Genomic DNA, 25,825 nt, shown 5'->3' with positions numbered 1-25,825 from the left:
TGCACTCTCAGGAATTTTAATGTTTAATATTGTACTTCATAGGTTCGAATATTGAGGCCAATTTTGCATGAATTATATTTGCTTCTAGACTCACAATTTCACATTTTTTATTTGGCAATAAGTCCCTATGATTTTCATGCAAAATAAGATATAGGGTTCTTTTAAGCAATTCAGGCTCACAGTATTTCTCTAATTGTGGCATCAGCCCCCTAATCCCATCAGGACTCGTAAACAGAATAGCTAAATCATCTTGAGAGTCCAAATTAGAAAAAATTAACATCTCTTGCCCCGAATAGTCCTTGCTAAGTCTTTTATAAATTTCTAATTCATAGATTTCGTGACCGTCTTTAGACATAGCAGTTTTAAAGAATTCACGACCACCCTCTCCCTTTACGATAAGAATCTTACTATTGGGTCTGACAAGTTTATGGATTTTTAAATATAATGAATAAGAATCATGAACATCATTTTCAGGGAAAATAATTTCCGCATCTGCTGCAGAATATTTTCTTATTTCACTTGCCGTCCCAGGGCCTACGCATAGAAATTTAATTTGAGTTGGCAATGCCTTTGCATATTTCTCAAAATTTTTAAAAAAAATTGCTACGGCGTTTTTACTTACAAAAAAAATATATTGCAGTGAACTTATTAAATCCAATGATAGGATATCTTGAGGAGGTATTAACGGCATTATTTTGAGTGCGGGCATATTATGAAACGTTGCACTCATCAAAGGTTTTAATGCGCAAATTAATTCAGAATTACGCTCAGAATTACTCGTTAATACCAAGTGAAGCATTGATTATTTCCTGTGCTCCTTGATTTTTCAATTCCATCGATACTCTTTGAGCTATTACCTTATAATCCTCAGGCGGCCCTTCGCATTCAGTGTAAGCAACTTTAGATCCATCGCTTTTTGCAACTAAGCCTCGTAGATGTAGCGTATCATGAACAATCCATGCATGAGCGGCCAGAGGCACTTGACAAGACCCACCCAAAGATTCCGATACAAGTCGCTCTGCAGTGACACACATACTTGTTTCATCATCATGCAAGTAAGAAAGCATCTCTTTTAGTGCATATTTATTTTTAAGAATTTCAATAGCTAATGCACCTTGACCTACTGCTGGCAATGATTCGTCAATCGACAAAAACGATTTTATTCGGTTCATCATTCCAAGTCTTTTTAGACCCGCAGCAGCAAGAATAATTCCTGAATACATGCCTTCATCTAGTCTTCGAATCCTAGTATCTAAATTTCCACGTAATGGCATTACTTGAAGATTAGGAAATTTTGCCCTAATTTGAGACTCACGTCTTAAACTGGAAGTTCCAACAATTGATCCAGCTGGAAGGTCATACAATGATTTGTAAACATTTGATACAAAGGCATCCATTGGATTTTCTCTTTTCATGATGCAAGCAATCTCAAAATGATCTTGCATTTCAACTGGAACATCCTTTAGGCTATGAACGGCTAAATCGCACTCTCCAGATAAAAGAGAATTTTCTAACTCTTTAGTAAATAAACCCTTTCCTCCAATTTTGGATAGTGACCTATCAATAATCTTATCCCCTTTAGTCGTCATTTTAACGAGTTCGACATTAAGGTGAGGAAACACTGAAGTTAACCTTTGTTTAACGTATTCGGCCTGCCAAACAGCAAGCCTACTTTCGCGTGTAGCTATTCTTAAATTTTTTATGCTCAATACCATAAGTTAAGATTCTTATCCTGAGATTTGAGTGTCTTTATTTAATAGATCTTTCTTATCTTTTTGCTTTTTAAGGAGTAAGCCAACACCCATAACAATAAGTGCTCCGATAATTTTTGCACTCCAATCAAGAGTGGTACTAGGTGGTTGACCGTCAAGAATATATTTATCGAAGGTGACATCCGTAATAATCATATGTCCTGCAATCCATCCTAGTAAACCTGCACCAAAAATAACGATTACTGGGAATTTATCAATTAATTTAAGAACTAAAGTTGAACCCCAAATGATGATAGGAACTGAAAGCAATAAACCAAAGATAACGTAAAACATCTGATGTTCTGGGTCTGTTGTGCCCGCAGCACCAGCAATTGCAATCACATTATCCAAACTCATAACTAAATCGGCAATCAAGATAGTTTTAACTACCGATAATACTGTTTCTCCACCTTTTACGTTGTCGTGACCATCATCATGAGGAATGATTAATTTAATACCAATCCATATAAGTAAAAGTCCACCAACAACTTTTAAAAATGGTATATCCAAGAGCTGCATGGCAAAGAAAATAAGCACGACACGCATCACAATCGCACCGACAGTACCCCAGATAATACCCTGCATTCTCTTAGTTTTAGGTAAGTTACGAGATGCTAATGCAATAATTACCGCATTATCCCCACCTAAAAGGATATCAATCATAATAATGCTACCAACTGCAGCCCAGTTAATAGTCTCAAACCATTCCAACATAATTTTTGCCTTTGTAATACTTAAGCTTACGATAATAACAAAAACCGCTAATATATGTCTACATTAGCGGTTTTAATCTATTGATACTAAATTTGATTAATTAAAGAATTGATTTAAGAAGTTTCCCCATTTCAGATGGGTTACGAGTAGTCTTAATACCGCAAGCTTCCATAATCTCCAATTTAGCATCAGCTGTGTCTGCACCACCAGAAATCAATGCACCTGCATGACCCATACGTTTTCCTGGAGGAGCAGTTACACCAGCAATAAAGCCAACGATTGGTTTTTTCATGTTATCTTTAGCCCACTCAGCAGCATTTACTTCATCAGGACCACCAATTTCACCAATCATAATAACTGCTTCAGTATCTGGATCTTCATTAAACATTTTTAAAACATCAATATGTTTAAGACCATTGATTGGGTCTCCACCAATACCCACAGCAGAGGATTGACCCATACCTAATTCACTAACTTGAGCTACCGCCTCATAAGTAAGAGTACCAGAGCGTGAAACAATACCAACTTTTCCTTTACGGTGAATATGACCTGGCATAATACCAATTTTGATTTCATCAGGAGTGATTAATCCAGGACAATTAGGTCCTAATAGAAGAGTTTTACTTCCTAAGTCTTTCATGCGTTGGCGAACCATAAGCATATCTCTTACTGGAATACCTTCAGTAATACAAATTACTAGATCCAATTCAGCTTCTACAGCCTCGATAATAGCTCCAGCAGCACCCATAGGTGGAACATAAATTACTGAAACAGTTGCACCAGTAGCTTCCTTAGCTTCTTTTACTTTAGCAAAAATAGGAATGCCTTCAAAATCTTCACCAGCTCTCTTTGGGTGAGTACCTGCTACAAAACATTCCTTACCGTTTGCATAATCACGGCACATACGAGTATGGAAAGCACCAGTGTTTCCTGTGATACCTTGAGTGATAACCTTAGTATCTTTATTAATTAAAATCGACATTGCAAATTCCTTCTTAATTAGCAGCTTCAACTACTTTAGTAGCAGCTTCAGCCATAGTGTCAGCACTGATAATAGGTAGACCAGATTCGGCAAGAATTTTCTTACCTAAATCTTCGTTAGTTCCTTTCATACGAACCACTAAAGGCACTTTTAGATCCACAGCTCGGCAAGCCGCTACAACACCTTCAGCAATCACATCACAACGCATAATACCGCCGAAAATGTTCACAAGTATTGCTTTAACGTTATCGCTCTTAAGCATAATTTTGAAAGCTTCAGTCACTTTCTCAGCTGTAGCACCACCGCCTACATCTAGGAAGTTAGCAGGTTCACCACCGAAAAGCTTAATAGTATCCATAGTAGCCATTGCTAGGCCAGCACCATTAACTAGGCAACCAATATTACCGTCAAGTTGAATATAAGCTAAATCATATTTGCTTGCTTCAATTTCAGCTGGATCTTCTTCATCAAGATCGCGATATTCAACAATTTCTGGATGGCGTGGCAATGCATTTGAATCAAAATTAAATTTAGCATCAAGTGCAATAACTTTTCCGTCGCCTGTATAGATAAGCGGGTTAATCTCAGCCAATGTAGCGTCTGTTTCCCAATATGCTTTATAAAGTTTTTGAATTAAATCAATTGCTTGATCCTGAAGTTCAGCTGGAATTTCAATTCCTTTTACTAGTTGTAAAGCTTGCTCATAAGAAACATCATGACCAGGGTCAATGAAAACTTTAATAATTTTTTCAGGTGTTTGTTGAGCGACTTCCTCAATATTTACTCCACCCTCACTTGATGCCATAATGCAGTTTCTTTGAGAACCTCTGTCAGTCACAATACCTAAATAATATTCTTTTTTAATATCTGCACCCTCTTCAATTAGAAGACGGTTTACTTTTTGACCTTGAGGTCCGGTTTGATGAGTAACTAATTGCATTCCTAGCATTTTTGAAGCTATTTCTCTAACTTCATCAATAGATTTAGCTAGTTTAACGCCACCACCTTTACCGCGACCACCAGCGTGAATTTGTGCTTTGACTACCCAAATGTTTCCGCCAAGCTCTTCTGCAGCTTTTACTGCCTCTTCTACAGAAAATGCTGGAATGCCTCTTAGGACATTAACCCCAAATTTTCTCAGAATTTCTTTACCTTGATATTCATGAATTTTCATTGAAAACCTTATTGAACTAGTTACTGAAATGGGTATTTTATATGATTTCGTATTTTGAAATTATTTCATTGTCATATTTTTCACATTTCATCTTTTTTATACCATTGAGGGTAATGTTCCTTAACTACTTCAGAATCAAGTCTTAACGAATAGCATTTATTTAATTGAAATGGCCTCTTATCAGATTGCGATTCTCTATAGTTTCTAAGGCCAGAGGTTGTTTGTACAAATACAGTTGGCAATAAAGAACACATCTCTGTAATGTGAGTACAGCCCTTTATATTTGCAAATTTTTCGCGTACCGTTGGGATAAATTTTTGTAATAAATGCAAACCCTCCAAGCCTTTATAAAATGGAGCTACATCCATACACTCTTGCCCATAGGGTACAGCACCGTGTCCAACACTTGCATGATAAATTAATCCATCAATATCTGTGGTTATTTTTAAGGTCATATGATGAATAGGTACGCCAGCTTTGTGAACTTCGTTGTTTAATTTTGTAAAGTCATAAGCCTTTTCATCCCACAGAGTAGCTTCAATATCAAATAATCCATCATCTCTTTGAAAAGAATTTACTTCATAGCGTCTAGTGTGGATTGGTTTACGATTCATAATTAAAAGAAAAAATAAAATACTCTACATTGTATAAAAAAGCCCCAGTCTAAAGACTGGGGTTTTGCTTAGTTGCTAATTAAAACTCTGTTCTAGGGTCCTTACCTCCATAAAAAATTCCAGTTTCTGGATCTTTAATAATGGCATTAACATCACCCATATCAGGTTTTTCAGTGATTTTATATCCTCTATTTTTAAGATTCATCTCAACGTCTTTAACTAGAGTTAGATCTTCCACACGAAGTTCATCTGGTAACCATTGCATGTGAAAACGAGGGTGTGCCACTGCTTTTTGTATATCCATCTTATGGTCAATTACATTAGATATAACTTGAAGTACTGTAGTTATAATTCGAGTTCCACCTGGCGAACCAACAACCATAAAAATTTGTCCGTCTTTTAAAACTAGAGTTGGTGACATAGAAGATAAAGGACGTTTCCCTCCCTCTATTGCATTTGCATCCGAACCAACAGCTCCAAATAAATTAGGTACTCCTGGTTTAGCGGAAAAATCATCCATTTCATCATTAAGTAAAAACCCTGCACCTTCAACAGCCGCCCCAGAACCAAAGGACCAGTTTATCGTATAGGTCACAGATACAGCGTTGCCTTTTGAATCAATCACAGAGTAATGAGTTGTTTGATTTGATTCATATGGCATATCAAGGGCTGGCTTAACCCTATCGCTAGAAATTGCTTCACCCTTTTGTGCCATTATGCGTTCATAGATTTTCTTAGCATAAGACTTATCAATTAGCTTTTCGACTGGAACTTTTACGAAATCAGGATCACCCATATATTCAGAGCGATCTGCAAATGCTTGTCTTTCGGCTTCTGCCATCAAATGTATTGTGTAACTTGAAAGTGCACCCAGCTCCCCAATATTTGCGTTTTCCATAATATTCAAAATTTGAATAATATGCGTTCCACCAGATGAAGGAGGAGACATTGAAATAATGTCATAACCCCTATATGTGCCCTTGACAGGTTCTCTCCATACAGCTTTGTAATTTGCAAGGTCTTCTTTAGTTATTAGACCCTTATTGGCCTCCTGATCTTTAACAATTAAATCAGCAGTCTCTCCTTTATAAAATTCATCTGGACCATTTTTAGAAATTCGCTCTAGGGTCCTAGCTAAATCCTCTTGAACTAATATTTCTCCTTCTTTATAAGCTGTGCCATCTTCCTTGAAAAAGTATTTTTTCGTTGCGGCATATTTAAGCATTCGCTCCTTCTCTTCTTCAAAGGATTCTGCTTGACGTGCAGTCAATTTAAAGCCCTTTCTTGCTGTATCAATAGCAGGTTGAATTAATTCTGGCAATGACATCGTGCCGTACTTACTCAATAATTCACTCATCCCTCTAACTGTGCCTGGCACACCTGCCGACAAATGACCACTAACACTTAGCCCGTCTATAACGTTTTTTTGTTCATCTAAATACATATCACGAGTAGCAGCTTTGGGGGCCATTTCCCTAAAATCTAGAGCAATTTGTTTACCATCGGCTGTGTGTACGAGTGCAAATCCCCCGCCTCCAATATTACCAGCAGCTGGATGAACAACTGCAAGCATATATCCTACTGCAACAGCAGCATCAATAGCATTTCCTCCTTTATTGAGAACGCTTTTACCCACAACATTAGCTAATTCATGTGTGCTTAAAACTATACCAGTAGTAGTATCTTTTATAGGATCCTTAACAGCCGCTTGAACAGAGATTGCTGGCAAACTTAAAGCTGTGATTAAGGAGAGCGATTTAAGTAAGGTCTTCATAATCAATCCAATATAAGTTAAAAGAATTTATAGATTATCAATTTGTAAAAATCACACAATTAGGGAATTTGCTATGACAAAAAAAAGCCCCTATTACAAAGTAATAAGGGCTAAGTGAAACTACAAAAAAAAGTTACTGTATATGTTTTCCGCCGTCAATACGAATTCCCCAACCCATAATATGAGAAGCCACATCACTAGCAAGGTAAACCACTGCAGCTGCAACCTCTTCAGGTTTAGCATAACGTTTATCTAGCGTTGCATCTGCAAAAAATCTTTCTGCTTCTTCTGGAGTTTTAGAATCCCCAAAAGTATTTTTCTCGATACGACGCATCATATCAGTATCTACAGCACTAGGGGCAATGTAATTGCAGTGTATTCCTTTTGATCCCAACTCATGTGCAGCCGACTTAACTAGACCTGCAACTGCATGTTTTGAAGCACAATAGTGACCCATACCAGCAGAACCAACATAAGCACCTTCGGATGCAAGAGTAACTATGGAACCCTTACCTTTTTTAAGCAAATGTGGAATAGTGTATTTCATAGTAAATAAAACACCATACACATTTACTTCGAATGTTTTTTTCCAGTTTTCGATGTCGGCATCTTTTGTTTCAGCAAAATCTCCATTAATACCTGCGTTAGGTACAACAACATCAATGCCTCCAAAATCAGAAACAACTTTTTCAACTTGTTCCTTCATTTGTTCTTCATTAGTAACGTCTGCTACATAACCACGCACTTGAGAGTCATCTAAGCCAAGTGTAGGTATAAATTCATCTAATTCCTCTTGTTTAAAAGCAAAAAGTGCTAATTTACTTCCTTCCTTTGCAAAAGCTTTGGAAACAGCCGCTCCAATTCCGCCTGTCGAACCAGTAATTAAAACTACTTTATCTTTAAGATTCAAGTCCATTACAATATTCTCCTTTTAATATATATTTTTATTTTAACCACCGTTAACATAAACAATTTTTTTGCAAGATGAGTCGTTACAAAATATGAGCAAAGAAATCATTTCAAAATATTTAAGAAGTTACGCAACAAAAAAACAAAAAGATTACATGGAGAAACTCATTCCTGATGTTGATTCTGACAGAATTATTGGGGTGAAATCGGATGATGTAAAAGAAGCCGCACATGATATGTACTACGAGAGAGGTTTAGAGGGATTACGTTTCTTCTTAGATGATTTACCGCATTACTTTATAGAAGAAGAGAATGTGCACTCATACATTATTAACTGTATTGAAGACATAGAAGTTCAATACAGAGAATTGGATATATTTCTGCCTACAATAGACAATTGGTGGACTTGCGATATCATTAGACTTGCTCATCCACTAGATGACGCACATGATGCATTTCTACAAGAGCATATTCAAAAATGGCTAAATAGTGATGATCTTTTCACAACTAGATTTGGCATAGTCTCAACTTTACGACATTATCTGGAAGATAGATTTGATGTAAAACACCTTGATGCAATTGCAGCAGTTAATGCATCGGAAGACTTCTATTTGAGATCTGCAGTTGCTTGGTTTTTCGCAACAGCATTAATTTTTAGGTGGGAGGAAACATTGCCATACCTAACTGAAAAAAGGCTTCCAAAACTAACCCACAACCATATAATTTTGAAATGCAAGGATTCTACAAGGCTTACTGAAGATAAAAAGGATTTTCTCCGAGGCATCTCAAGAATAACAAAAGCCGATTCTTAGCCAACCAAATCGAAAGCGGCTATGGATTCAACATGAGCTGTATGAGGGAACATATTGATTACGCCCGCGCTTAGTAACTTATATGTTCCTGAATTTACTAGAACATCCACGTCTCGTGCGAGAGTACTTGGATTACAGGAGACGTAAACGATTCGCTTAGGCCTTAGGCTCGGATTCATCTCTGTGAGAGCCTTGCACACAGCAAATGCCCCGTCTCGTGGAGGATCCAAAAGCATCTTATCGAAAAACCCTAAATTCTCCAGCCATTCTTTATCCACATCAAATAGGTTTAGAGTAGTAAAACTAACTTTATTTTCAAGGCCATGAATCTTTGCACCTTGCATTGCACGTTCAGTTAAAGTTTCACTTCCTTCAAAGCCCATAACTTCTTTGGCCGTCGTAGCAAGTGGCAATGTAAAGTTCCCTAGCCCACAAAATAAATCTGCCACCCTATCACTACTCTCAATCTCAAGCAAATTCAAGGCTCTGCGAATTAATGTGCGATTTATAAACGGATTTACCTGAGTAAAATCACTTGGCTCATAAAACATTCTTAAACCAAACTGAGGTAAATCATAGTAAAGTTTATGACTATCCGAAGAGTCCGTAAGCAATGGTTTTAGAGTATCCAATCCTTTTGATTGCGTCCACCACACAATATCGTGTTTTTTAGCAAAATCAAGCAGTTTTTGCGTATCCTCATCTGTCAATGGAACCATATGACGCAAAGCTAAAACGACTGTCTCATCTCCCACAGACACCTCAATTTGAGGAATATCCTCACGGCACGCAAGATTGTTCAAACAAGCCCTCAAGCTCGGGAGCAAGTCTGAGACCCTTTTAGCTAGTACAGGACAGGTGTCCATATCGACTACAAATCTGCCCTTTTTCTCACGAAAGCCTACTAATACATCATTTTTCTTTCTTACATATCGTACAGATAATCGTGCACGGTAACGATACCCCCAATATGGCCCATGTATTGGTGGCAATACTTTCGCTTTCTCAACTTTGCCGATATGCCGCAAATTATCTTCAAGTGTTCTTTGTTTAACTGCAACTTGCGTAGATGGGTCTATATGTTGCATAGAGCATCCCCCACAAACGCCGTAATTTGGGCATCTTGGAGTTACTCTTGCAGAAGATTCTTTAATAATTCGGGTTGCTGTTGCGACCTCGAAAGAATCCTTTTTTTGATATATGTTAGCTTCGACTGTTTCATTAAGAATGGCACCATCAACGAAAATTGCTTTACCGTCTCTGCGTGCCACTCCCCGACCATTATTATCGATTGAATCAATCTTTAGAATTTCTGACATTGCTCACCTTAAATGAAGTGAACAATTATAACGAATGCAAGTTTAGAATTGAGAATTGGATTTTCCCAAATCATCAAAAGCTTTATCCATCTCTTTCATCTGATTCTCTATTTTATTCATTTGAGCCTCGATGGAATTTTTCTGATCTGAATAGAATTGATCATGTCTAGTTTTCTTATGCTCATCCATAATATCAACATAACCTTTCATAAATTCATGATCTCGTAAACTTGATTTTTTCTCAGATTCATTACGTCTAATTTTTCCATCAAGTCTATCTTGATAAGCTTTAACTAATTTATCCTTCTGTTTCTTATCTAATGAATTCCAAAATCTTAATAATTTAGCTTGATACTGTTTTGTCTTTAAAAGAAAATCTTCCATAGCTAGGTTATCTGCTTTAAAGACTGCTTCTAAATCTGGGGTGTTAGTAGTTATAAGAGTCAATTGAGCATTATGATTTTCTTCTGCTCTGTCTCTAACAGACTTATTCATGGATTTATGAAAATCTAATGCATCTTTGAAAAGTAATTTTTGTTCATTGTTCAAAGTGATTTCATTATTAACTACTTTTGGATTTAATAATTGAAATGCTACAGAGTTATGGTGAAATGACTTATGTTGTGCAGATTTATGAGGATTCCCTTTTTTATAGTGATCAAACTCTTCTGGAGCTGCTATAACACATCCAGCGATTCCTAAAGACAAAACTGAAGCTGCAAAAAATTTATTCAATACTGACATAGATTGCTCCCTGTAAGTGAAGTAATTAAAGTAAGTAGAAAAAAATAAAAATAAAGTTTTATTAAGGCAAGTAGGCAGCAGGGTTAACTGGTTTGCCGTCTCGCCTAATTTCGAAATGAAGTTTAGGTGAAGTCGTATCTGAAGATCCTAAGGTAGCAATTTGTTGACCTTTTTTAACTTTTTGACCTTCTTTTACAAGAATTTTATCTGTGTGAGCATACGCAGAAATAAATGATTTCTTATGTGCAATAAGAATTAAATTGCCCATGCCACGAATACCATTACCCGTATATGAAACAGTACCATCAGCGGCAGATAATATTGGGTCACCAATTGAACCACCAAAATCAATGCCTCTTGTTTCATTCGTATAGTTTGCTATAACCCTTCCAGCAGTTGGTTTAGTCCAATCAATCAAGCCCGCATCTGAAGCTCTACCAATTGTGACAGGATCTGAACCCGAACTTCCTTTTCCGCCGACGGTTTTTCTAATATGAGATTTAGCTGAAATACGTAAAACCTGCCCAGGAAAGATTCGGCTTATATCATTAATATTATTTAAACGAGCTAACTCTTCAACAGTTGTATTGTATTTACGAGCAATAAGGCTTAATGTCTCTCCTCTTTGGACAGTGTGAGGAGGAAACCCTTGGTTGTAATCGTCCACTGGTGCATTTTGAGAAGTGGTACACGCAGCTAGTAATGATACAAATAAAACAGTAAGTAACTTTGATTGCTTGTTTAATAACATAAACCCTATCCTAAAATTTCCCAATTATTATACTTGTATTCCAGATTTCAACGGCACAAACCTTGTTGATTCATACTCAGAGTTAATCCAATTGTTATTAGAAATCCTTCTAAATGTTACTAACTTCTGATTAGCCCCACCTACTGGAGCAACTAATATCCCTCCAATATCTAATTGGGTTAATAATGTTTTTGGTACTTCTAGACCTGCTGCAGCTAGAATAATCGCATCATAGGGGGCTGCTTTAGTTAAACCTAACATACCATCCCCTAAAACTATATCAATTGATGGCAAATCAGATATTCGCTTTATATTGCTTAAAGCTAAATTGTAAAGACCAGTTATTCTCTCAATGGAATGCACAGATTTATAGATACAAGATAAAACTGCAGCTTGATATCCGCACCCCGTACCAATTTCAAGCACATTATTTTGGCGATTATTTTGAAGTGCCAAAGTTATCATACGTGCAACGACTGAAGGCTTAGAGATTGTTTGCCCATATCCTATTGGCAATGCTTCGTCCACATAAGCTCTACTTCTTGTACCAGGATCCATAAAGACATGTCTTTGAACTCTAACCATTGCGTCCAAAACTCTGGTATCTGAAGTAATTCCGAATTCACGCAACGCCTCAACCATTCTGATTCTGTGAATATCAGAATTAAGGCCTGAATTCAGTTCCAAGGCTTTTTGAAACCTTAATTTAACTTCAGGAGAAGGACTTTTAATCCCTATATTCCTAGACCCTGAAGATAATCGAGTATTACTATTTGTGGAAATGATCTGTTTTTTTATCATTTATTCCGAAACAGTTTTGACAACATTATTGAGCCAAGATTTTGTAGATTCCAATTTTTTGTAATGAGTCATATCCAATTGAATAGGAGTTACAGAAATATAGCCATTATCCACCGCATAAAAATCTGTGTCCTCGCCAAAATCCATGATTTCACCAGAGGCACCTATCCAGAATAGCTCCTGTCCAAATGGACTTTTGGTCCTTTCAACTGGTTGAGATTGATGACGTCGACCTAGTCTAGTAACACGAAAATCATTAATACTATAGGAGTCTTTAGGTGGGATATTTATACTTAGTAATGTTTTAGTTTCAGTGGGATTAGCAACAATTAATTTCACAAATTCATTAGCGATGCTTGCAGCTTCATCAATATTGGGCCAATTGTAGTGAGTTAAAGAAAAAGCTATAGACTGATAACCAAATAAATACCCTTCAGTTGCTGCAGCAACCGTACCTGAATATAGAGTATCCTCACCCAAGTTTGCACCATTATTTATACCCGACACAACAATATCAGGAACAAAGTCCAAAAAATTGGTTAACGCTACATGGACACAATCACTTGGAGTACCATTTATGATATTGAAACCTTTAGAAGATTTTTTTAAGCTTAAAGGTCTATTAATAGATAATGAATTTGAAGCTCCACTATGATTGATCTCAGGAGTGAATACCACTACCTCTGCCCATTTAGAAAGTTCATCATAAAGTTTTTCTAAACCAAGAGCATAATAGCCGTCATCGTTAGCCAAGAGGATTTTTGTAGTCATAGAACACCTTCGAAATTAAATGTGATTTATTTTAATATATAAAAAAAACTTAAAGAGGAACCAAATGTACGAATATTTAGCTATCCCAATTGCTTATTTTATAGGCTCAATCCCCTTTGCTATAGTTGTAAGCAAATTATTCGGCTTAAAAGATCCGCGACAATATGGCTCGGGAAATCCTGGTGCCACAAACGTTTTAAGAAGCGGAAATAAAGTAGCCGCAGCATTAACATTTATTGGAGATGCTGCTAAGGGAGCCATTGCCATATTACTAACCTTAGAGATTTTTCCGCATATATCGGCAACAATCATTGCTTTAGTAGCTGTAGCTGCGTTTCTAGGACATTTGTTTTCACCATTTTTAAATTTTGAAGGCGGAAAAGGTGTGGCTACTTCCTTCGGTATATTTTTAGCATTAGATCTTAATTTTGCTTTGATATTGCTAAGTATATGGATACTTGTTGTTGTGCTATTTAGAGTGTCTGCATTGGCCGCAGTAATCACCGCATTGGCAGCACCCTTCATTTACCTATTTATACATATGAGTTCTTATATAGTTTGGCCAATCTTTGCTGCAATTCTTGTTATGGCGTCACTCCTTTTATATAAGCACAAATCCAATATTGATAAGCTTATTAATAAAAAGAATTGATATCCTCAAGTGGCCAATTCGCTCTTACAGGCTGGTTGTAGTTTTTATTGAGTTTTACTTTTCCAGCCTTAATTCTTTCACTAGCAGCATTTGCGATCATTGCTCCGTTATCGGTACAAAATTCTAGTGGAGGAAAATATACTTCAACCCCAAGCTTAGAAGTTTCGCTTTTAAGTCTGCTACGTAGTTCTTGATTCGCTCCAACACCTCCTGCAACAACAAGCCTTTTAGAGTCAGTCATTTTTAGAGCTTCTATTACTTTATGGACTAAGACATCAACAATTGCCTCTTGGGTTGCGGCAGCTAAATCAGCAAGATTTTTTTGAGTAATTTCACTAGCAGCTAGTTTGTTATATTGGTTCATAACAGCTGTTTTTAAGCCGCTGAAACTGAAGTTTAAATCTTTACTATGCTTCATTGGCCGTGGCAATGCAAACGCCGATGCATCCCCTTCTTTTGCTAACCTTGCTAAATGTGCTCCTCCAGGGTAAGGTAAACCTAAAATTTTTGCGGTTTTATCAAAGGCCTCACCAGCCGCATCATCTAATGTTTCACCTAAGAGTTTGTAGTCCCCTATCCCATTTACTTGCATTATCTGAGTATGCCCACCACTAACCAACAGAGCTACAAATGGAAATTCCAGCTTTGGCTCAGAAAGCATCGGAGAAAGCAGGTGCCCTTCAAGATGGTGAATGGGTATAAGTGGTAGAGCCTGACTCCATGCAAAACCATGTGCAAATGAAGATGCCACCAGTAAAGCCCCTTGAAGACCAGGGCCAGCAGTATAAGCAACAATGTCAATATCTTTTAAACTTTTATTGGTTTTTAAAAGGAGCTCATGTAAAAGTGGCAATAAATTCTTTATATGATCCCTAGATGCTAGCTCTGGCACTACGCCACCATATTCCTCATGCAATTTAATCTGAGAATGCAATGTATGACCAAGCAATCCATCTTGCGTGTCTACAAGAGCTAATCCAGTTTCATCACATGAGCTTTCAATACCGAGTACTAACATATCTGTTGTTATAAGAAAACAAATTTAAGGTAAATAAAGGGTTTAAATAAAATTTTAATATATAAGACTTTTCACAATTCATGTAATCCATAATTTAGGAATTAAAATGACGCATTCTTAAACCATTTGGAGTTTTATCATGTTTGAGAGGATGTTCAAACTTTCTGAACATAATTCAAATATAAGAACTGAAATTCTTGCTGGAATCACAACATTCCTAACCATGTCCTACATTATATTTGTTAATCCTAATATTTTAGGAACTACAGGAATGGATTCAGGTGCGGTGTTCGTTGCCACCTGCTTGGCTGCTGCCGTAGGTTCATTTATTATGGCCTTTCTTGCTAATTGGCCAATCGGTATGGCTCCTGGAATGGGGCTTAATGCATTCTTCGCATTTGGTGTGGTTGGTGCTATGGGTTATACATGGCAGCAAGCTTTAGCCGCAGTTTTCCTCTCTGGTGTGATATTTTTCATTCTTACACTAACTGGTGCTCGCAAATGGTTAATTGATGGCATCCCTCAATCTTTAAGATCTGCGATTGTTGCGGGTATTGGTCTATTTTTGGCTTTTATTGGATTCCAATCATCAGGTATTGTTATTGATAACCCAGCTACACTCACGGGTCACGGAGATTTCGGATCCCACCAAGTTCAATTAGCCATTCTTGGATTTTTCATAATAGTAATTCTAGATTGCTTAAAAGTACGTGGTGCTATTCTTATTGGGATTTTAGCTGTCTCAGCTCTTTCAATTATCCTCGGCTTTACTCCTGTACCTGCAAGCATAATTTCAACGCCTCCATCTATTAGCTCTACATTTCTCGCACTAGATATTCCTGGTGTTATGGAAAAAGGCTTAATTAGCGTATTACTTGTGTTTGTATTGGTCGAAGTTTTTGATGCCACTGGGACTATGATAGGTGTAGCAAAAAGAGCAAATCTTCTAGATGTTGGACCTAATCGCAAAAACAATTTAGGTAAAGCACTCATGGCCGACTCTGCTGCCATATTAGCTGGTTCTCTTATTGGTACTTCAAGTACTACAGCATATGTGGAAAGTATGTCTGGTGTTCAGGCAGGTGGTCGCACTGGTTTAACAGCATTTGTTATTGGAATTTTATTCTTGTTAGTGTTATTCCTATCGCCACTAGCTGGAGTTATTCCTGCATATGCCACTGCTCCCGCATTGATTTATGTTGCACTTTTAATGCTTAGAGAAATTACTGAGATAGATTGGAATGATATGACAGAGGTCGTGCCATCAGCAATTACATTGATTGCTATGCCTTTCACTTACTCTATCGCTGAAGGTATGGCATTTGGCTTTATCAGTTATGTAATTATTAAAGCATTCACATTCCGATTTAAAGAGCTGCATCTAGCAACAATCTTAATTGCCGCTCTGTTTGTACTTAGATTTGCTATTGCTTAATTTCAAGGATATCCCATACCCCTTTACCCTTGGTCAGATTTATTACAGTCTGACCAAGATTTGACACTAAGTTCTCCTCTACTTCAAGCTGCCAAACTACACCTTCGTTAGTGAAATTCTCTTCCACAACACTTATACCTTGAGTGAATTTTGACTTCACTATGGCAATGTCACTGAATGGCACTTTGCAAATTATTTTCTTAGTTGGAACGACTTCAATCAATGTTGCTAGGTCCAAGCATTTAGCCGTCACACCGCCATAAGCACGCATTAGTCCACCAGTACCTAGCTTTATGCCTCCATAATATCGAATTACTAAAGAAGCAATATTGATTAGATTTTTTCCCTCAATAGCCTGAAGCATAGGCCTTCCAGCTGTTCCACCAGGTTCTCCATCATCATTAAACCTATATGAATCAATTAATTTGAAGGCCCAACAATTATGAGTGGCATCAGACTGGCTGTATTTATTGAAGAAATCAAATGCCTCTTCTGCACTAAAAACAGGAGCACAATGGCAAATAAAAAGACTATTTTTAATTCGCTCTTCGAAATACTGATATGATTGAATTCTATAGATTTTTGAAGACATTAATCTTCTTCTATATGTCTAGAACGCAGATAATCGTCATAGTTTCCTTGATAGTCAATTATTTGTCCATCAGGAAATATTTCAATAATTCTATCGGCTATCCCACTGACAAACTCTCGGTCATGGGAAACAAAGACAACAGTTCCCTTGAATTTCTCTAAAGCCATTTGAAGAGACTCTATTGACTCCATATCTAGGTGATTAGTAGGCTCGTCAAGTAATAAAGCATTGTGTTTTCCAAGCATCAATCTGCCGAAAAACATACGATTTTTCTCACCGCCCGATAAAACACTAACATCTTTAACAATATCATCTGCTGAAAAAAGCAAACGGCCTAATACAGACCTAATTTGTTGATCGTCATCACCCTCTTGCCTAAATTCAGACATCCAATCAAATAAATTTGAGGATTTAGAAAAAGCATAGGATACATCTTGAGCCATATAACCAATATCTGCATTTTCTGACCATTTAAGAGAACCAGAATCAGGTTTTAAATCGAGTGCGAGCATACGCAATAGAGTAGTTTTCCCGACACCATTGCCACCGATAATGGCAATTTTTTGTCCAGCCTCAACCATGGCACTGAAATCACGAATTACAGGCAAATCATAGGACTTAGAAATTTTATCTGCCTCAAATGCAAGTCTGTGCAAAGGTTTTTTCTGCTCAAACCTAATAAAAGGATTTTGTCTAGAGGATGGCTTAATCTCAACTTGCTCGGCCTTAATCTTATCGATTTGCTTTAAACGAGAAGTTGCTTGACGAGATTTCGATTTATTAGCCGCAAATCGTCTAACAAAGTCTTGAAGCTCTGAAACTCGCTCTTTAGCCTTTGCATTATTTGCAAGCATGCGTTCACGAGCCTGAGTTGAAGCGAGCATAAAGTCATCGTAATTACCAGGATAAATACGCAATTCTCCATAATCGAGATCGGCCATGTGAGTACAAACCTGATTTAAAAAATGCCTATCGTGACTGATAATAATCATTGTACTCTCATATTGATTAAGCACGTTTTCCAACCAACGAATTGTATTGATATCTAAGTTGTTCGTAGGCTCATCAAGCAGCAACACATCAGGGTTTGAGAATAAAGCTTGAGCAAGTAAAACACGAAGTTTCAATCCAGGAGGAATCTCGCTCATTAAAGCATTATGCTTTTCAATAGGAATTTCTAGACCCAGTAGTAATTCACCTGCTCTCGCTTCAGCCGTATAACCATCATATTCCGCAAACTTGGCTTCAAGTTCAGCAGCACGCATATAATCATCTTCGCTGGCTTCGGGATTTGCATAAATCGCATCCCTTTGGGTCATCGCATCCCACATTTCCTTATGGCCCATAATGACCACATCCAAAACCCGCTTATCTTCGTATGCAAACTGATCTTGACGCAACTTTCCCAATCTTAGGCCAGGGTCTAAAGATACATTCCCTGAAGTAGGCTCAAGCTCTCCCCCAAGGATTTTCATTAATGTTGATTTGCCCGAACCATTAGCGCCGATAAGTCCGTATCTATTGCCCCCAGAAAACTTAACCGATACATTCTCGAAGAGCGGCTTTGGACCAAATTGAATAGTTAGATTTGAAGTTTGGATCACTTATTTTTTCTCTTATATTTTTCAAGTTTTAGACAATTTGTATGATGGTCAGAGTCATCTTTTGAGTGATTATGCTTATCGATGACTAAATGTGCCATGCCATCTTCAGTTGCAAGTCCAACTTTTTTCCCTATTGGCAATGTTACCCGCACCTCCCCATGTCCATACGGAAGTCCAGTCACAACGGGCACTTTAACGGTCTTGTGTAACCATTCAATAACTGAAATCATGCTAAAACCATTATCGTTATCCACTAATTGATAGTCAGACACATCTCCAAGAATGATTGCTTTTTGTGTCTTTAAAACTCCCGCCTGGTGCAGCTGAATAAGTAAGCGCTCTACTCGATATGGATGTTCGCTTACATCCTCTAAAAACAAAATACCCTTTTTGATTTTCGGAAAATATGGGGTTCCAAGTAATGCTGTGAGCAATGCAAGATTACCACCCCATAAAACACCTGTTTCATCCACGGAATCGGACTCTTCAGATACAAAACTAAGAATTTCAAGTTCCCCACGCATCATCTCGACAAAGATTTCGGTAGTTAGTTCATCGAGTTTATCTGAACCAAAATCGCTTACAGCATTAGGTCCTGTAAAACTAGGCAATCCTGTCTTAGCGAGTAAAGCAAGATTGAATGCCGTGAAATCGCTGTATCCGCAATAAGTGCGAGGATTTTCTGCTAGCAGCTTCCAATCTATTAGTGGCAATATTCTTGTTAATCCATACCCACCACGAGTAGGCATAATTATGGGTGCTTTCGACTCCTTAATCGCACGAGTGAATGATTTCGCCCTTTGTATATCGGTACCAGCAAATCTGAGATATTTTTCAGTTGCACATTTATCAACTTTTACTTTAAAGCCGAAGCTTTGTAGATTTGTTTTCGCAACTTGTATTCTTTTTGGGTCTGCTAAATAGCTTGAAGGTGAAATTAGGTAAATGCCAAGTTTTTTTTCATATTCTCTAACTTGCAACGGTACGTCATCTGCTTCATCAAAGAGTATTTGGGCATCATTAACTAATTGTTCTAATTCGTGTTCGTCGGATTTTTTTAGGGAGTCTATCATGCTAAATATCCTTTACGATGCGTCTTTCGCGAAAAAATTTTTTTAAAATTTCGGAGCATTCTTCAGCCATAACACCGACACTAGTATTCATATGATGATTTAAATCTGATGAATGGATTGATAATTTTCCACCGCAAGCACCAGTTTTATAGTCTCGCGTCCCAATGATTAAATTTTCAAGTCGGGCATGCAACAAAGCTCCGAGACACATTATACAAGGCTCTAGGGTTACATAAAGGGAGGAACCCTTAGGGAGTCGGTAATTCTTATAAAATTTATTAGCTTCTCTTAAAGCAATGATTTCCGCATGGGCAGTAGAGTCTGCTTTACTTATAACTTGATTAAAACCTTGCCCCACAATTTCATTATTTGGGCCCACTATCACCGCACCGACTGGAACCTCACCATGTTCGAAAGCTTTCTTAGCATTTTGCAGTGCGATTCTCATAAATAATTGATTTGAATACATTTATTATCTAGTAACACAAATTTAACTAATGATAATTAATTTAATTTCCATCTATTTTATATTTAATTAAGTGAAATATGAGTTGGAGTGAACTTGAAGAGGCTTGTGCGTCATATCTAAATGAAAATTACGAATGCGGCAAGAGCTTTAAATGTGTTGGCGGATCAAATTCAACTGTTAGTGATATATCTTTTTAGAGACGTACATTCTATATCGTATGCAAAAAATGGTCAGGCCCAAAGTGGCCAATTTGTAGTAAAAGATAGGAACGGAAAATTTGTTTACTCAGAAATAAATAGAAATCCGAATTACTTATTTTCTAGGTTCATGGTTGAGGCCATGAATAATGAATAAGCATGTAGAAATAAAAGATAAAAAACTTTTTAATTACTCAGATACTAACTATAACGAATTGGTTTTAAGAAGCAAACAGTAGAAGATTTATGCTTAATAAAAATCTAAAATTAGGCAGGGGTGCTTATAGAGTAAGCTACTCAAGAGATAAGGTTTTACCTATCTCTTGAGCGACACTTTGAACTACATCTACAACTACAGAATTTCCTAGTTGCTTGTAAGCCTGCTTTTCATTGGGGTTCAGTTTAAAGTCGTCTGGGAAACCCATTAAACGAGCACACTCTCTAGGATGCAACCTTCTAGTTTTACCATTTATTAAATAGCCGCATGTGTGAGCAAAAAGCCCGCCACCATTTGCAGAAAAAGTAACAGATAAGCCTTTTGGACTATATATCCGCTCACCCTGACCACCTTTACCAACTATACCAATTCTATAAGTTTCATCAACGTTTAATTCAGGCTCATCTCTAAATAAATTTATATCCTCTCTTTCTCGAACTAAGTGAGATGTTTCAGAATCAGGTAATAAAATATCCTCTACATACTTATTTAATTTTATTGGTGAAGGAAAATTAAACTCTAAATGTTTAAGGTCTTCACGAAATGCAACCATAAAAATTCTAGCTCTACTTTGAGGAATTCCATAATCTGAAGAATTCAAAACCTTCCAGTCAAAACTGTAACCAAGTCTCAAAAGAGATTGTTTAACTACCCTCAAAGTTCGTCCACTATCATGTTTAGCAAAATTCCTTACGTTTTCTAAAAATATAACTTTAGGACGTCTTGACTCAGCAATTCGTACAACATCAAAAAATAAAGTACCTCTACTATCTTCAAATCCCAATCTTTTCCCACTGATTGAAAAGGCCTGACAAGGGAAGCCCGCACACAAAATATCGTGTTCGGGTATAAACTTTATATCAATTTTAGTAATATCATCGTGAGGAAGTTCTTTGAAATTTATCCAATAAGTCTCTTTAGCGTATCTATCCCAATCACTAGAAAATAAGCACTTGGCACCGAGACTTTGCAAGGCAACTCTAAAGCCACCTATTCCAGAAAAAAGGTCAATAAACGTTAGACCCTTAAGTAGGGGTTCGGTTATTTGAATCATGGATAAGTTATTTCTCTATAGCCATCTTAGATTTAATAAATGTACCGTTTCTTAATTCTTGAAAGGCATGATCCAATTCATCTCGGTTATTCATCACAATAGGACCACCCCAAGCTACTGGCTCATTTAAAGCTTTAGAAATAATTACTAAGACTTTATTCTCCCCTTCTGTAGCCTCAAGCTTTAATATTCCATCAGAAAAAATTTTTGCGGCAGTTTTAGGATTAACTACAGTATCACCTACTTTTACAGAACCAAGCAGGGTAAAAATCATTACAGAAGCATCGGACGGAACAGGAATATCAACCACAGCACCATCTTGCATACTTACATCATAATAATTAAATGGAGAATACTTTGATATGAATCCTTTAGCGACTTGCTGATCGTTCAATTCCTCTTCTTCAAAGCTCTTTATTGGAAATCGACCTGCAAGAAGACGTAGCTTGGCTCCATCTAGTTCAATCTCTTTAATATCAGAGTTCTTAATAGGATGATACTCAGGGTCATTCATCTTATTAGCCGCAGGCATATTCAACCAAAGTTGAACACCTAATAATCTATCTGCAGCTGGTACTTTTTCTTCATGAAGAATACCAGACCCAGCAGTCATCCATTGAACTTCACCATTAGATACTGTGTCTTCAAATCCAAGATTATCTCGATGTTGCATGTCACCACTGAACACATAAGATATAGTTTCAATTCCTCTGTGTGGATGCATAGGAAATCCAGCAGTGTAGTCGTTTGGATTGGTGCTATCGAAAGAGTCAAGCATAAGTATCGGGTCATAGGTTTTGACCGTATCATGTCCCAAAACACGAATCAAACTCACACCTGCACCGTCTTTAGTAGCAAATCCAGTTTGCATATTTGTAACCTTACAGGTCATACCCCCTCCCTAACTTCTTCAATAGATTGACAAGATTATATTTGTCGTCTTCAGTAAGTATTGCAAAGGACCTAGCTATACTTTTTGATAATCCACTATAAGACTATCCATAACAAACATGCCTTGCTCACTTAATTTAAAAAGAACCTCTCTGCGATCATTAGGATTCCTTCGGCGATCTACATACCCACGTACTAGGAGTTTCTTTAGAATAATGTCGACATAACTAGGACCTATCGGTATCCATTTTTTTAATTCGGTTACACCTATTTCTCCATTGCAGTATAAGAGATGCAAAAGGTCAAACTCATTCAATGCAAGATTCTGTTTCTTTGCTACTTTTTGAATCCTCTTATTCAAAAAATGCAAATTAAATCTAAGACATACAATCAAATAATTATCGATTTCATCCATTCAAATCCCCTAAAATCAATATGATTATATACTCTAGATGGCAATGTTCTAGTATCTATAATCAATACTTAAAATCGCCGTACGACCTCTTGCATAATTATCGCCTATATGTGCATAATCCCCTGCACCAGATTGAAATAAAAATTGATTTGCAGAATCATTGCCAGCGTCAAGAGGGTTTATATATCCTTTATTAAACACGTTTTGCACTTCAAGCTTAACACTTAAATTATCGTTTGGCTGATAAGTAGCATATATATCAAAAATCCAAGGTTGTTTTTTAAGCGTGCCCTCTCTTTTTGTAAAACCGCAGAGATGGTTCGTCTTCCAATATGAGCTTCCATCTGGCAAGACCACATGAACAGCTGGCTCTCCGCTACAATCCATCGGAATCGCATCATACGCTTTGCTTATTTTGCTTGGCCCATAGTATTTGGCAATGCCCCCGAGTACCAATTTCTTATTAAAGAATCTCCCTCCCAACTCTATAGATGCGTAATCACGAGGAAGCATAGTCAGTTTTGTAAGGCCATAACCTTGAAAATAACGCTCACGCCCATCTTTAGAATCAATATCTGGACTCGCATCCGTAAAGTTTAATGGCTGATTCGTTTTTTGACGCGCATAAGATAGATTTGCAAAGAAATTACCCGAATCGTAATTCAGTTCAATCTCAAAACCTCTAATTTTTACAGGCACTTGGCTATTTTTATGATAGATATACCAGTTAAAGCCATATTTGTTGTAAGCATCCTCTCCTATATGTCTATTACCTTTTATGTTATAGATATAATTTTCGATTTCAGTTCTATAAGCAAGGACTTTAAGACCTAGAAAATCACCTTCTTTTAAAATATTCTCCTTAAACGTATTAAACCCTACTTGGGTAGTTTTTGCGATCTCTGGTTTCATGTTTGAATCCACACCTGAGTCAGCCAATTCGGAGAAATACATTTCCGTCACATTTGGAGCTCTATGCGTTCTGGAAATATTGACAAAAGGAGTAAACCAATCACTTATATTTGCTGACAAGCCTATGTGGTAGTTTAGATATCGATTCCAACCATTTTGAATCTCTTCATAGTTCCAATCCTTTGGATCAGAGGATACTGTATTAAAAAGATCCTCCGTCATATCTTGAACCATTTCATTCCATCTTTGATCTATGCGTTGATTAATTTCCTCGTTCGATAAACCCTCACGTTTTAGACGTTTTTTAAGTTTTCCTAATTCAGCAAATGGATACATATTTCTTTGTTTAAGAGCATCGAAATCTTTTCTGTCGATAACCCCATCAGGCATAACACCATCTTCATTTTCTTCCGTACCTCCAGCAATGTCCAAGGTTTCATCGAATTCATAGATTAGGTTATTCGAAATAATTTTTTCATATTCTGGATTTGCAAATGAACCCGCATATGAGTCTTTTGTAAAGCTTGGATTTGCCCCTACGGCAAATATATCTTTTGAATATTTCTCTTTAAGCCATGCACGTCGAGAAGGCCCATTCAAGCCCTTGTACATATACACCTTACCCTTATGATCAGCTTTCGTGTAGTTAAGATTTACATCAAGACTGAAGATACCCCAGTTTAGAGTATTATCAAGATATACAGATTGAAATTCTTGAGAACCCTCAGGCTGAACCGTATTAGATAGACGACCGCCTACCATATAGTTACCATCAAATAAAGCAGTGTCATATAGGAGATTATTTGAGTTGGATATGTAGTTGATCTCATACGGATTTCGATTTCTCTCATACTTATTTTTAAGCATGTTAAAACCTACTGTTGTGCGTAGATTCGCATTGTCAGCTAGTTTCATTCTAAACGTGTTGTTTAAATCAATCGTATCCGCAGTATTTTTTAAATCCAAATCCTTAAATAACTTAAAGCTCTGGAATCTTGCAGCCTTATCAAAGTGCTGTTTGCCTATAGTGCGTGCAGCCAAGATATTGAAATCAATTAAATTGTTATCTTCTGGATGAATATTCGCATCGAATTGATATGTGTTTTGCCTTATGACACGGCCTGAGAGTTCCGTCTTGTAATCTCGATACTGCAAAGCTGTGCTTAACATATCATTTTTATATTGAATTTTGGCAATGTGACTGAGTGGCGTCTGCTTTAATGATTTATCCAAAGCACTTGGGTCATGATCGTAAGAATTTCCATATTGATCTTCATATACATCATATGGAACAGTTACTTGAACAGTTTTCTTTTCTAAGTGACCCTTTTCATTTTCGACTTCAATTACTCGGAGAACCGTGTTGTAGCCTTTGCGAGTCGTCTTCTGGTAGACGCGTGGCTGAACATTTCCACCTACCTTAAAATCTTCAGAAGTATTTCTAAGCGAAACACCATACAAGAACGAAAGCGATCCACTCTCCCCAACATTACGCCTATACGCCCCAATAGCCGCAAAATTAGGACCGATACCGTTATTCCCTTTCGCACCGCTTAACTGAATACCAAAATTGCGACCATTTTGCACAATGTCATCTGCAGACACAGTGCGAAAATTCGAAGAACCCATAAGAGCATTAACACCACCACGCCCCGAGAAGCCGCCCCTCTCAATATCAATTCTTCGAATAAAATTCGGATCAACAAGACTGCCATAAGTCGACGTACCGCCTGCCTTAGAGCCATTGTCTGACGATGCAGCGTAAAACGTCTGAGACACACCGTCTATCATCGTATTGACACGACCGAAGCCACTCATACCCCTAATATTTACATTCACGGCCCCTGAAGTTTTATCGATATTCGTAAAAGCCCCAGGCACCGACCGCATAATATCATCCACAGACTTAGTGTTATTTTTTTCTATCACACGCACCGACGCCGCCTTAGGAGCAATATACACACTTTGCTTTGAAGTCGACTCTTGAGCATCAGAGATTACATCAATAGCCTCGATTTCAGTGGAATTTGTTTGTGGCAATGCAACCGCACCCTGCACGCAAAGCAACATTACCGCAGTATATGTGAAAACTTTTTGCATCCTATCCCCATAATTTGTTTCAAATTAGTAACAGAATGCAAGGATATCATAAATTGAATGCTAATGATAATAATTATCAT

25 protein-coding genes are annotated in these 25,825 nt (G+C 37.3%); 3 read left to right on the top strand and 22 right to left on the bottom strand.

The annotated features are described in order from the left end of the window. Window positions 1-16: 16 nt before the first annotated feature. The 8 genes from TASI_RS03670 to TASI_RS03635 all read right to left on the bottom strand — a co-directional run bounded on the left by TASI_RS03670 (window position 17) and on the right by TASI_RS03635 (window position 7,925). Window positions 17-730 carry a uroporphyrinogen-III synthase gene (locus tag TASI_RS03670; RefSeq protein WP_228359753.1) on the bottom strand — a complete coding sequence of 238 codons (714 nt, stop codon included), beginning with the start codon at window positions 728-730 and terminating at the stop codon, window positions 17-19. 43 nt (window positions 731-773) lie between these two features. After that, the gene (hemC, locus tag TASI_RS03665) at window positions 774-1,715 is read right to left on the bottom strand and encodes a hydroxymethylbilane synthase (RefSeq protein ID WP_014111416.1); all 942 of its coding nucleotides are present in this window, start codon (window positions 1,713-1,715) and stop codon (window positions 774-776) included. 12 nt (window positions 1,716-1,727) lie between these two features. Then, window positions 1,728-2,465 carry a TerC family protein gene (locus tag TASI_RS03660; protein ID WP_014111415.1) on the bottom strand — a complete coding sequence of 246 codons (738 nt, stop codon included), beginning with the start codon at window positions 2,463-2,465 and terminating at the stop codon, window positions 1,728-1,730. Window positions 2,466-2,565: 100 nt separating this feature from the next. Then, window positions 2,566-3,447, bottom strand: coding sequence for a succinate--CoA ligase subunit alpha (sucD, locus tag TASI_RS03655; protein WP_014111414.1), 882 nt, complete (start codon window positions 3,445-3,447; stop codon window positions 2,566-2,568). A gap of 13 nt (window positions 3,448-3,460) precedes the next feature. Next, complete coding sequence (gene sucC / locus TASI_RS03650; RefSeq protein ID WP_014111413.1) at window positions 3,461-4,621, bottom strand: ADP-forming succinate--CoA ligase subunit beta; 1,161 nt, start codon at window positions 4,619-4,621, stop codon at window positions 3,461-3,463. Window positions 4,622-4,701: 80 nt separating this feature from the next. Beyond that, entirely contained in the window at window positions 4,702-5,235 is a 534-nt protein-coding gene (locus tag TASI_RS03645) for a DUF2889 domain-containing protein (protein ID WP_014111412.1), read from the bottom strand. A gap of 79 nt (window positions 5,236-5,314) precedes the next feature. Further along, window positions 5,315-7,009 (bottom strand): gamma-glutamyltransferase, encoded by a 1,695-nt coding sequence (gene ggt, locus TASI_RS03640; RefSeq protein ID WP_014111411.1) that lies wholly within the window; start codon window positions 7,007-7,009, stop codon window positions 5,315-5,317. 133 nt (window positions 7,010-7,142) lie between these two features. Then, complete coding sequence (locus TASI_RS03635; RefSeq protein ID WP_014111410.1) at window positions 7,143-7,925, bottom strand: SDR family NAD(P)-dependent oxidoreductase; 783 nt, start codon at window positions 7,923-7,925, stop codon at window positions 7,143-7,145. Between the two features lie 85 nt (window positions 7,926-8,010). On the opposite strand from TASI_RS03635, the gene TASI_RS03630 reads away from it, so the two are divergent. Beyond that, window positions 8,011-8,730 (top strand): DNA alkylation repair protein, encoded by a 720-nt coding sequence (locus tag TASI_RS03630; RefSeq protein ID WP_014111409.1) that lies wholly within the window; start codon window positions 8,011-8,013, stop codon window positions 8,728-8,730. Here TASI_RS03630 and rlmD read toward each other — a convergent pair. The 5 genes from rlmD to surE all read right to left on the bottom strand — a co-directional run bounded on the left by rlmD (window position 8,727) and on the right by surE (window position 13,116). After that, the gene (gene rlmD / locus TASI_RS03625; RefSeq protein ID WP_014111408.1) at window positions 8,727-10,049 is read right to left on the bottom strand and encodes a 23S rRNA (uracil(1939)-C(5))-methyltransferase RlmD; all 1,323 of its coding nucleotides are present in this window, start codon (window positions 10,047-10,049) and stop codon (window positions 8,727-8,729) included. The two genes, TASI_RS03630 and rlmD, sit on opposite strands and share 4 nt — an antisense overlap. A 42-nt stretch (window positions 10,050-10,091) precedes the next feature. After that, the gene (locus TASI_RS03620) at window positions 10,092-10,793 is read right to left on the bottom strand and encodes a hypothetical protein (protein ID WP_014111407.1); all 702 of its coding nucleotides are present in this window, start codon (window positions 10,791-10,793) and stop codon (window positions 10,092-10,094) included. Between the two features lie 61 nt (window positions 10,794-10,854). Further along, a complete protein-coding gene (locus tag TASI_RS03615; protein WP_014111406.1) occupies window positions 10,855-11,544 on the bottom strand; it encodes a LysM peptidoglycan-binding domain-containing M23 family metallopeptidase in 690 nt (229 codons plus the stop codon). Between the two features lie 27 nt (window positions 11,545-11,571). Further along, a complete protein-coding gene (locus TASI_RS03610) occupies window positions 11,572-12,345 on the bottom strand; it encodes a protein-L-isoaspartate(D-aspartate) O-methyltransferase (RefSeq protein WP_014111405.1) in 774 nt (257 codons plus the stop codon). Further along, window positions 12,346-13,116 carry a 5'/3'-nucleotidase SurE gene (gene surE / locus TASI_RS03605; protein WP_014111404.1) on the bottom strand — a complete coding sequence of 257 codons (771 nt, stop codon included), beginning with the start codon at window positions 13,114-13,116 and terminating at the stop codon, window positions 12,346-12,348. A gap of 64 nt (window positions 13,117-13,180) precedes the next feature. On the opposite strand from surE, the gene plsY reads away from it, so the two are divergent. Then, window positions 13,181-13,768 (top strand): glycerol-3-phosphate 1-O-acyltransferase PlsY, encoded by a 588-nt coding sequence (gene plsY, locus TASI_RS03600; RefSeq protein ID WP_014111403.1) that lies wholly within the window; start codon window positions 13,181-13,183, stop codon window positions 13,766-13,768. Here the strand turns inward: plsY and tsaD are convergent. Continuing rightward, entirely contained in the window at window positions 13,752-14,786 is a 1,035-nt protein-coding gene (tsaD, locus tag TASI_RS03595; protein ID WP_014111402.1) for a tRNA (adenosine(37)-N6)-threonylcarbamoyltransferase complex transferase subunit TsaD, read from the bottom strand. The two genes, plsY and tsaD, sit on opposite strands and share 17 nt — an antisense overlap. Window positions 14,787-14,925: 139 nt before the next feature. Between tsaD and TASI_RS03590 the strand changes: the two genes are divergently transcribed. Further along, window positions 14,926-16,221, top strand: a complete 1,296-nt coding sequence (locus tag TASI_RS03590) for an NCS2 family permease (RefSeq protein ID WP_014111401.1) — start codon at window positions 14,926-14,928, stop codon at window positions 16,219-16,221. Here the strand turns inward: TASI_RS03590 and TASI_RS03585 are convergent. The 8 genes from TASI_RS03585 to TASI_RS03545 all read right to left on the bottom strand — a co-directional run bounded on the left by TASI_RS03585 (window position 16,211) and on the right by TASI_RS03545 (window position 25,745). Further along, window positions 16,211-16,813, bottom strand: a complete 603-nt coding sequence (locus TASI_RS03585) for an IMPACT family protein (protein ID WP_014111400.1) — start codon at window positions 16,811-16,813, stop codon at window positions 16,211-16,213. The genes TASI_RS03590 and TASI_RS03585 overlap by 11 nt on opposite strands. Continuing rightward, complete coding sequence (locus TASI_RS03580; protein ID WP_014111399.1) at window positions 16,813-18,417, bottom strand: ABC-F family ATPase; 1,605 nt, start codon at window positions 18,415-18,417, stop codon at window positions 16,813-16,815. Before TASI_RS03580 ends, TASI_RS03585 begins: the two co-directional genes overlap by 1 nt. Continuing rightward, window positions 18,414-19,490: an LD-carboxypeptidase gene (locus TASI_RS03575; RefSeq protein WP_014111398.1), complete on the bottom strand. Its 1,077-nt coding sequence runs from the start codon at window positions 19,488-19,490 to the stop codon at window positions 18,414-18,416. The genes TASI_RS03580 and TASI_RS03575 overlap by 4 nt, the downstream gene beginning before the upstream one ends. Window position 19,491: 1 nt before the next feature. Further along, window positions 19,492-19,959: a tRNA adenosine(34) deaminase TadA gene (gene tadA, locus TASI_RS03570; protein WP_014111397.1), complete on the bottom strand. Its 468-nt coding sequence runs from the start codon at window positions 19,957-19,959 to the stop codon at window positions 19,492-19,494. Window positions 19,960-20,449: 490 nt separating this feature from the next. Beyond that, the gene (dcm, locus tag TASI_RS03560; RefSeq protein ID WP_014111395.1) at window positions 20,450-21,427 is read right to left on the bottom strand and encodes a DNA (cytosine-5-)-methyltransferase; all 978 of its coding nucleotides are present in this window, start codon (window positions 21,425-21,427) and stop codon (window positions 20,450-20,452) included. A gap of 7 nt (window positions 21,428-21,434) precedes the next feature. After that, entirely contained in the window at window positions 21,435-22,319 is an 885-nt protein-coding gene (locus TASI_RS03555; protein ID WP_014111394.1) for a pirin family protein, read from the bottom strand. A 75-nt stretch (window positions 22,320-22,394) separates the two neighbouring features. Next, window positions 22,395-22,733 (bottom strand): MarR family winged helix-turn-helix transcriptional regulator, encoded by a 339-nt coding sequence (locus TASI_RS03550; RefSeq protein WP_014111393.1) that lies wholly within the window; start codon window positions 22,731-22,733, stop codon window positions 22,395-22,397. Between the two features lie 48 nt (window positions 22,734-22,781). After that, window positions 22,782-25,745, bottom strand: a complete 2,964-nt coding sequence (locus TASI_RS03545) for a TonB-dependent receptor domain-containing protein (RefSeq protein ID WP_014111392.1) — start codon at window positions 25,743-25,745, stop codon at window positions 22,782-22,784. Window positions 25,746-25,825: the final 80 nt, after the last annotated feature.

The organism is Taylorella asinigenitalis MCE3, assembly GCF_000226625.1.
GTDB lineage: Bacteria > Pseudomonadota > Gammaproteobacteria > Burkholderiales > Burkholderiaceae_B > Taylorella > Taylorella asinigenitalis.
This window is presented reverse-complemented; position numbering and strand designations above follow the sequence as displayed.